9 protein-coding genes are annotated in these 7,211 nt (G+C 60.8%); 7 read left to right on the top strand and 2 right to left on the bottom strand.

Going from position 1 to position 7,211, the window contains the following annotated elements; translation table 11 throughout:
* Positions 1-166: 166 nt before the first annotated feature.
* Both E3T43_RS08670 and E3T43_RS08665 read left to right on the top strand, forming a co-directional pair.
* Positions 167-517 carry a hypothetical protein gene (locus E3T43_RS08670; RefSeq protein WP_134472128.1) on the top strand — a complete coding sequence of 117 codons (351 nt, stop codon included), beginning with the start codon at positions 167-169 and terminating at the stop codon, positions 515-517.
* 44 nt (positions 518-561) lie between these two features.
* Entirely contained in the window at positions 562-870 is a 309-nt protein-coding gene (locus tag E3T43_RS08665) for a helix-turn-helix domain-containing protein (protein WP_134472127.1), read from the top strand.
* Here E3T43_RS08665 and E3T43_RS19720 read toward each other — a convergent pair.
* Both E3T43_RS19720 and E3T43_RS08660 read right to left on the bottom strand, forming a co-directional pair.
* The gene (locus tag E3T43_RS19720; protein WP_370449917.1) at positions 864-1,418 is read right to left on the bottom strand and encodes a DUF6226 family protein; all 555 of its coding nucleotides are present in this window, start codon (positions 1,416-1,418) and stop codon (positions 864-866) included. The two genes, E3T43_RS08665 and E3T43_RS19720, sit on opposite strands and share 7 nt — an antisense overlap.
* A 481-nt stretch (positions 1,419-1,899) precedes the next feature.
* On the bottom strand, positions 1,900-3,018 hold the full coding sequence (locus E3T43_RS08660; protein ID WP_241978887.1) for a site-specific integrase: 1,119 nt from the start codon (positions 3,016-3,018) through the stop codon (positions 1,900-1,902).
* A 357-nt stretch (positions 3,019-3,375) separates the two neighbouring features.
* Between E3T43_RS08660 and E3T43_RS08655 the strand changes: the two genes are divergently transcribed.
* The 5 genes from E3T43_RS08655 to E3T43_RS08635 all read left to right on the top strand — a co-directional run bounded on the left by E3T43_RS08655 (position 3,376) and on the right by E3T43_RS08635 (position 7,182).
* Positions 3,376-3,618, top strand: coding sequence for a helix-turn-helix domain-containing protein (locus E3T43_RS08655; protein WP_134472124.1), 243 nt, complete (start codon positions 3,376-3,378; stop codon positions 3,616-3,618).
* A 55-nt stretch (positions 3,619-3,673) separates the two neighbouring features.
* On the top strand, positions 3,674-4,873 hold the full coding sequence (locus E3T43_RS08650) for a phage/plasmid primase, P4 family (RefSeq protein ID WP_166791280.1): 1,200 nt from the start codon (positions 3,674-3,676) through the stop codon (positions 4,871-4,873).
* 75 nt (positions 4,874-4,948) lie between these two features.
* Positions 4,949-5,224: a hypothetical protein gene (locus tag E3T43_RS08645; protein WP_134472120.1), complete on the top strand. Its 276-nt coding sequence runs from the start codon at positions 4,949-4,951 to the stop codon at positions 5,222-5,224.
* 360 nt (positions 5,225-5,584) lie between these two features.
* On the top strand, positions 5,585-6,157 hold the full coding sequence (locus E3T43_RS08640) for a hypothetical protein (protein ID WP_134472118.1): 573 nt from the start codon (positions 5,585-5,587) through the stop codon (positions 6,155-6,157).
* Positions 6,157-7,182 carry a relaxase/mobilization nuclease domain-containing protein gene (locus E3T43_RS08635; RefSeq protein ID WP_166791279.1) on the top strand — a complete coding sequence of 342 codons (1,026 nt, stop codon included), beginning with the start codon at positions 6,157-6,159 and terminating at the stop codon, positions 7,180-7,182. Before E3T43_RS08640 ends, E3T43_RS08635 begins: the two co-directional genes overlap by 1 nt.
* Positions 7,183-7,211: the final 29 nt, after the last annotated feature.

Below are 7,211 nucleotides of genomic sequence, written 5' to 3'. Positions count from 1 at the left end.
GGGTAAATTTTCTCCGCGATGCGGTCATGCTGATCTCTACTTTCAGTAACGCCCCATTTTAAGAGGGCCCACTGTCCGAGATATCCGCAGCAGCTCAACCATCGGGTACGAGGGTGAGTCGTTCGCCCGCTTCTACTCCAGCCTCGGTGACTACGAGCAGGCCGTCGTGACGGCCGCAATCGAGCATGTCCTGGCGGGGCACGGGATTGATATCTGTAACGGAGAGTGGGGCAAGCCCCTCTCGGGCGGGCTCTACGAGTTCCGCGTTCGAGAGTCCCTTCACTCAATCTTCACGGAGGCGAACGCCACCCCGCCTTCGGATCTCGTCAGCGTTGACCGCACGGTGCCCATCCGTGTCTTCTGCACCTTTCATGGAGGCAAAATCGTACTGCTGTACAGCGGCTACGACAAGAAAAAGGATGCCTCCGACAAGCGTCAGCAGCGCGAGATCGCGAAGGCACGCACGATCCACGAACAGTGGAAGCGCGCCCAACGCACGCAGCACAAACAGCCTTGACTGCGTATGTGATAAAGCACATACTGAAGGTGAACGGAGGCAGCATGTCGAAAGATTTCAAAGACCTCGCCACCCGTGCGAAAGTCGCGTGGTCTGAGGAGACACGAGCGGTGTACGAGGCCGCCAGCGTCTCCTTTGACGCCGAGCTCGTGAGCCGCGTTGAACTGGGTGCACTGCTCGCCGCAGCACGCAAGGCCCAGGACCTCACCCAACCAGCCTTATCGAGTGTCACCGGGATTCAGCAGGCAGAAATCAGCCGAATCGAACGCGGCATCGGCAACCCAACGGCGGACACGCTCAGCCGCCTGGCCGCGGCCCTCGGTCAGAAAATTACGCTCACACCGATTCAATGACCGGCGGGTGCATGCTCAGACGCTGAGTCGGCCACATCGGTGCCTTGCGGACGCAATGGCCACGGTGACCATATCCCGGCAGGAGGTAGCCCTTTGCGTGTAAATTTCACCCGCGCAGGGGATATCTCTCCGATCCGACTGCGGCCGGAGCTCATCCGAACCCCGGGCTCGTTGAGTTTATTCTCGACCCACTGGCCCGGCCAGAGATCCAACCGCTCGGAGTAGCCCCCGGACACGACGGTCCGTACCGTCCACTCGAGGTCGTCCATAAGGTCTGTGACGTCATCATCGCAGGCGTCACAGCCGCAGACTGGAAAGTGGAAGTCATGAAGCAGACCGGCATGTAGAAAGATCCCCCGAAACGGCGTGAGAACAAAAGTCAACGAGGCCGCTGTTGGCTTGCGCGGAACAACCCGGACCGCTTTAGCGACATCGTCGGGTACGCGGAGAAGATCCGTCGCGACATCCAAATTCTGCTCGACATCCACGATGAAGGTTGCCTCCAGCCACTCGACGAGAGCGGTTGCCCTGCCCCCGACGACTGCCACGCGAGCGTTCCAATGCCCGGAACTACGGCGCTTACGAAAGTCGGCGACAGCAACTCAATCTGCGGGGTTTATGCGGGGTTGTGACAGTGAACATGCCGCACGATTGACCGCACCGAATTCCCCTCAAACAGGCCGCTCGGAGGTGGAAATATCCGTCTCAATGCAGCCTGGTGAAACGATCAAATCGAAAGAACTCGCTAATTCAATGTGCGGGGTTGATGGTGGCAAAACCGCATTTCGGCGAAAAAATACCCCGGACTTCCGCAGAAGTCCGGGGCGATTTTAGTAAATACCGTGTAGCGGGAGCGGGAATTGAACCCGCGACACCACGATTATGATCGGTGAACCTCAAAACGGCTGGTCAGCGCCACGTATTTCCTGATAAATCAACATTTATATATATTGTAGTGACCCAAATGTGCCCGGCTGATCCCCGCAAAACCCGCACCTAGAGCGGAGTTTAGAGCGGAGTTTTTGAGACCTAGACCGCACGAAGCCGTCTAGCTGCGGTGACCATGCTGGACGTATCCGCGAGGTCGGTGTACGCCGCCCGGTTGATCGCCGTGTCGTGTCCGAAGAAGGCCGCCCGGACCACCTCCGACACCTGGTCAAGGAGCAGCGAATTCAGCGTCGCGCGCCACAGGTGCGTCCTCGCCGTCTTCAGCAGCGCGATATCGAGCGCCTCGCTCAGCTCAAGATAGAGCGCCGTCGTGGACTTTTGACAGTTATCACGGTTCCAAACAATTGTCTGATCAGCCGGCGAGCCGATGACGTAGGCCGAGCTGCTTGCAGCCGAGTTCTGGCGGGTCAGTAGGCGCTCGGCCACCCTGGCGTCGAGCACGGGCACTTGGCGAGCCCTGTGGGTCTTCGAATTTTCCGCAGTTACGCCTAAATGCAGCGTGCCGTCGTCACCGGTCTCGACGTGCGCCCAGGTGAGCGAGTTCGCTTCGGAGACTCGGAGCCCCGTCGTGGCCTGCAACAGAGTCAGTTCGACAGCATTGCGACGTTTGGCGATCCGGTCAGCGAGCGACCATCGGCCTCGACTCGGCTTGGTTTGACCTTCGGCAGGATCGAGGCCTAGAAGGAAATCTAGGACAGCGCTGTACTCGCTCTTCGTGAGCGCCTGCCCCCCTCTTTTCCTGGCTGCCGGCTTGGCGCTCGTGAGATCTATCGACATCCCCGCCAGCGGACTGCCTTGGATAAGCTCGTCGCGGTTCAGCTGTTGGAGGACGTACTTCGATAAGACGGACCGGGCCTGCCGCGCGCTCTCCGTACCGTGCAGCTTTGCGACCTCCTTAAGACACGCCTCCAATGCTCGGAAGCGAGTGCCGGAGCCGATTGAGTGCTCCCGCAGGGAGTCCGCGTGTGAGTGCGCTTTGCAGTCGCCGGCCAGTTGGCCCAGCGCGAGGAGATACCTCGTCTGAGTGTTCGGTCTCAACTTGGCATTTTCGATTGCGGGTCGGGACACCTGCTCAAGGTAATCTCCGAGCGATGATGTCGTCTTCCACGCGCCACCGCCGGTGGCGAGCAGTTCCTTTGCGGTGACCTTGGCTCGCTGGCGGACCTGACCCTTGGTCGCGCCTTGAGAACGCTTCTTCACCAAGCGACCATCGTGGAGCCGGATAGACCAGTCGAGGAGCCACTGACCGTCACGCTCGCGAGGCATCGCCCTGTCAATCGAGTGATGACCCGGATCGAGGCGGGTTGTAGCAGCACGGCGCGAGGTCATGACTAGAACGTAGTTTATGCCTAAGGTTCAAGTCAAAGTGAACGGGTCGTCCTGGGTGCGAATCAAAGCGAACGGGTCATTGCGGGCATTTGTGCTATGGTTAGGCCAGCTTCAGATGACGAAAAGGAGTTAGGGTCTTCGACCCGGCAGGTGAACACGCCAAGCTCCGGACTAACGTCGGACGGCTAATCAGGTTCCTTGAAGTGCTTTTAGCCTTCGAGGAACATAATGCCCCTAAGAATCGCCCTGCCCTTCGCAGCACCTGCAGTCGGCTTCCCACCGCCCTGTGCCGTTCCGAGCACAATAGCCGGTGCCTACATCGGCGTTGCAAGTAAGACGCTGGCCAATTGGCGCGCCCTCGGCGAGGGCCCGCCGTACGCCCGGCTCGGGAAGTCAGGCGCCAGGATCGTCTATAGAGTCGCTGACCTCGATCAGTACCTCTCCGAGCACATGATCGGTAATGCTCGATGATCTCAGCAGCGCACCCTATGGACGATCCTGGCGCATGAGGGTGAAGGGTCAGGCCATGGCCGCCGAGGCTCGCGCGCGGAGCAACCCCAGCCTGAAGAAGGAGGCGAAAGAGTATCTGGATTCGGTGCGGTCCTGCGAGACAGTGGGCAGCATCGCTGGCGTACTTACAATAGCGTCGAGCCTTCAAGGTACGACCGCTTCGGTTGATCAGTTGGATGCTGACGCCTACTTGTTGAACATGCCGAACGGCACGTTGTACCTTCGGATTCAGGAACTCCGCCCGCATGATCCGGCCATCTTGATCACGAAGATCACGCGGGGTATCTACGACCCGGCGCAGCCAGCTCAATCAGACCTGTGGAATGGGTTCCTCGGGACAGTTCTCCCAGAAGAGGAAGTTCAATGCTTCTTCCGAAAGATCATTGGTCTAGCTCTGATCGGTGCGGTCGTTGAAGACATTTTTTCGATTGCAACGGGTACCGGTGCCAACGGTAAGGGCGTCGCCTACGGTGCCGTGATGAACGCACTCGGCGACTACGCTGCCGTGGCGGAAGACGGCTTCTTCGAAGTCCAACGGGGCGGCAATGCTCAGGGTGCCACCCCGGGGCTGGCGAAGTTGCGCGGCGTTCGCTTTCTCGTTGTATCGGAGTTGGAGGAGCGCGCCCGAATCGCTGCGGCGTTTATGAAGCGCATGACGGGCGGCGACCGCATCACTGCTCGCGAGCTGTATGGTTCCCCGTTCGAGTTCCCACCCGCATTTTTGATTCTGATGATCACGAACTTTTTGCCGAAACTTCCAGCGAACGACCCGGCCACCTGGGCGCGAGTCCGTGTCATCCCGTTCGGCGTCGTCATCCCCAAGGATCAGCAGGACCCTCATTTGGGCTCAAAGCTCGACAGCGTCGCGGATACCGTGCTTGCGTGGGCGATAAAGGGACTCGTCGATTACCAGACCAATGGTCTGGGTGAGCCAAAATCGGTGACGACGGCCACGAAAGAATATGCAGAATCGCAGGACGCCGTTCGGAGGTTCGTCGATGCGCGATGCACCGATGTACCGACCAACGGCGGTGACACGACCACGGAGCGGCTTGAGGCGTACGGATCGTGGGCGTCTGACGAAGGAATACACCAGGCGCACGTGCTCGGTCGAACGAAGCTTGGCGACGCGCTGGACAAGCTTGGCTATCCGGTCACGCGCAGCAGCCGCGGCGCGGCGCGGCCGGGGGTGGCCGTTGATCACAGCACGACGTAGACCGCAGGTGGATTTCTCGACACGAGCTACGTCGAGCAGCGCGTAGAAAAACGATGAAAGACGAAAGGAACACTTATGAATGACTTCCCGAATAGCGAAGTGGCCACGCGGGCAATCCCTTGGACGACAACGGCCAAGCCATCACGCAAACCACCCAAGACCGTGGAACAGCTCCTCGCTGCTGCCGAGAAGCGTACGGGCATGCTCCGCACGAAGGTGATCGCCAACCGCGACAAGCAGCGTATGGAGCTGATCGATGAGCTGTACGTGAAGTACGGCGTCGAGGCCACCACAGGCGATGTGAGCGAGAGCGAACGGATCGTGGAGCTGCGGGCCAAGCTCGGCCTGTAGCAGGAGCACCTGACACGACGAAGCCCCGCATCACCATTTAGGCGATGCGGGGCTTCGTCGTGTGGGGAGACCATTGGGGAGGGCATCGCCCTCTTAACCGGGTGGAGTATCGAGGGGGCAGCGCCCGCCTTGATCAGGGTCAGAGGGGCAGCGCCCCCGCAAGCAAAGGGCAGACTATCGCGCGGAGCGAGAGGGACTGCCCGGTCCGACCGAATCATCGAGCGCAGCAAAAATGATTTCGGTCGGATTGCTTGCCAGTGTCTTGTTCACTAGGCTGTTGAGCACGGGACCAAGCTTCGAAGAAGCGGAGTTCCGGATGCGAAACAGGCTAGTGAACAAGACACACGGAGGGCGCGGGCTATGAGCGTAGCGAAGAGCTGGGAGCGCCCGACGATGGCCGATGCGGACACCCCTCAGGTGGCCGCGGAGTCTTCAGCCGTGAGCCGCAGCACAGCTGCGAGCGAGAGGGCGAACGAGCGCAGCTCGGCCCGCCCGGTCAAGGATGTCGTCGTCACCGTGAGGATGACGGCTGACCACGCAGCTGATCTCGCGTTCGTTCAGACGGAGCTCGGGGCAGCATCGGGACCCGACGCCATTCGCGAAGTGATCGGGCTTTTCGCAGCACTCCAGCGCGACGAGTCGTATCAGTCAGCGAAAGCTCAGCGACCCGCCGTTGACATCGATGAGGCACTGCTGATCGAGTTCCGGGATGCAGTTCGTGAGGTCACGAAGAGCTACAACGAGCGCACGCGAGAGATTCATTTCATTGGTCACAACTGGAACCAAATCGTAAAGGTTGCCAACGCGACGGGCCAGGTCGACACCGATGCGATCCGCGGGGTCGAGCGCGCTTTGACTGATATCCGGTGGCAGATGATGACGGATGCCGAGCGCGACGCGAAAGCGCTGAAGGTCCTGCCATTCCTGTCGTAGTGATCGGCAAGACGGCGGTCGCCGCACGTCTTCTGCGATACACGGAGAAAGAGAAGGCCGGCGGCACTGAGCCCCGCGTGCTGTACTCAGAGGGCATCCGGTGCCGAGTCCCCACCGCCGAGCGGGAGTTCGCCGCGGTACGCCGTATGCACGGCAAGCAGGGCGCGAAGCGGAAGGTCCCAGCGAAGTACGAGCTGCCCGAGCCTGGCGAGGTTGCGACTCATGTCCGGCGCGCGCGCCCGAACGGACGAAAGTACTGGGCGCTCGCAGCAGGCAGCGCCGCGGCAACGCACGTCCGCCGCGAGGGCGACGGCTACGTCGACGAGATTCAGGCGGTGCACGTGATCGTCAGCTTCGGCCTCGACGAGGTGAACCCCGACGATCCCGAGCAGGTTCGACGGGCATTCGAGTTCGTCGTGACGATGATGACGGGCCTCTTTCCAGGCGTCCAAATGAAATGCGTCGGACAGGCCGATTCAGCGTCGCGAGCGTTCCATGTGCATGGGGTCCTTCAAGCGGTCGTCGTCGAGCGCATGGAGGTCGACGGCCAGATCTGGGAAGCCGGGCGCAAGATGTCCGGCGCCCTCACTGACATCGGCCGGCTGCGTGAGCGCGCTGATAACTTTATCAAGCAGCGCGGTGTCGAGTACGGCGTCGAACAGAAGCTCCCCTCGATGACGAAACAGAAAGCTGAGAATCGCAGCACCCGCGATCGGCGCATGGCTACCAAGGGTCAGACCTCAAACCACGACATCATCCGCTCCGCCTTCGAAGACTCGATGGACGACCCTCGCTCCGTGGACCTCGACGGTTTCGTCGAGGTCATGTCCGAGAACCACGTGACCGTGAACCTCCGTGTCAGTCGCGCGGGGAAGCCCGGCGAGAAGCACGCACTGTCGTACCGACTGGACGAGATGAAAACGCCGGTGCGCGGCACGAGTCTGGGCGCCCACTACGCCTTCGACAGCACCATCCAGCAGCTCGAAGACAATGCCTCTGGCCAAGAGCGAGAGCGGCGCCCCTAGCAGCAGCGTGTCGGCGCCCCGAAACCACT

This window comes from Cryobacterium sp. Hh7 (assembly GCF_004403155.1).
GTDB lineage: Bacteria > Actinomycetota > Actinomycetes > Actinomycetales > Microbacteriaceae > Cryobacterium > Cryobacterium levicorallinum.
This window is presented reverse-complemented; position numbering and strand designations above follow the sequence as displayed.